We start from the raw sequence: 842 nt of genomic DNA, 5'->3' as shown, positions 1-842 counted from the left end.
GGGAACGCAGACAGGGCGTCCAAGATCGATCTGTGACGAATGACCTGGACGCCCTGCTGACCGCACTGTACGTGAAGATCGACGACGAGATCGGAGATACCCGATGGCTGGGCCGCCCACCGCGCTTGACGGACTCCGAGCTCGTCTGCCTCGCCGTCGCCCAGGCCATGCTCGGCTTCGCCTCGGAGTCCAGATGGCTGCGGTTCGTCCACTCCCGGCTGGGTGCGATGTTCCCGTACGTACCGAAGCAGCCGGGCTGGAACAAGCGGCTGCGGGCTGCGTTGCCGCTGGTCAAGCGCGTGATACGGCTCCTTGCAGCGGACACGGACTTCTGGTTCGACAACCACTGGATCATCGACTCGACCCCGGTCGAGTGCGGCCGCTCGCGGCCCACGGTGAAACGGTCGGACATGGCCGGCTGGGCCGGATACGGGTACTGCGCCAGCCACTCGCGGTTCTTCTGGGGCCTGCGGCTGTACCTGGTGTGCACCCCGACCGGCATGCCGGTCCTGTGGGCCCTGGCCAACCCCAAGCTGGACGAACGCGAAGTGCTGATGGCGATGCTGGATCGCGAGCCGGACGCGGTCACCGGCCGGCCCGGCCTGCTGCTCATCGCGGACAAGGGCTTCGCCTCCAAGGAGTTCGAGACCGATCTGGCCTTGCGCGGGGCGGCGTTGCTGCGGCCGTCGTTCAAACGGGAGAAACGCCGCGCGGGCGAGTCGCTGCTGAAGTCGGTGCGGCAGCTGATCGAGTCGGTGAACGACACCCTCAAGGGCCAGCTCGACCTGGAACAGCACGGCGGCCGGACCTTCGAGGGCGTCGCTGCCCGCGTCGCTCAGCGC

Annotated in this window: 1 protein-coding gene; it reads left to right on the top strand. The window is 67.9% G+C overall.

The annotated features are described in order from the left end of the window. Positions 1–32 precede the first annotated feature (32 nt). The coding region (locus AC3ETA_RS47790) for an IS982 family transposase (RefSeq protein WP_432199174.1) at positions 33–842 on the top strand (810 nt) is incomplete at its 3' end.

The organism is Streptomyces sp. bgisy027 (genome assembly GCF_057710365.1).
The sequence above is the reverse complement of the archived record's forward strand: the minus strand, read 5'-3'. Positions and strand labels throughout refer to the sequence as shown.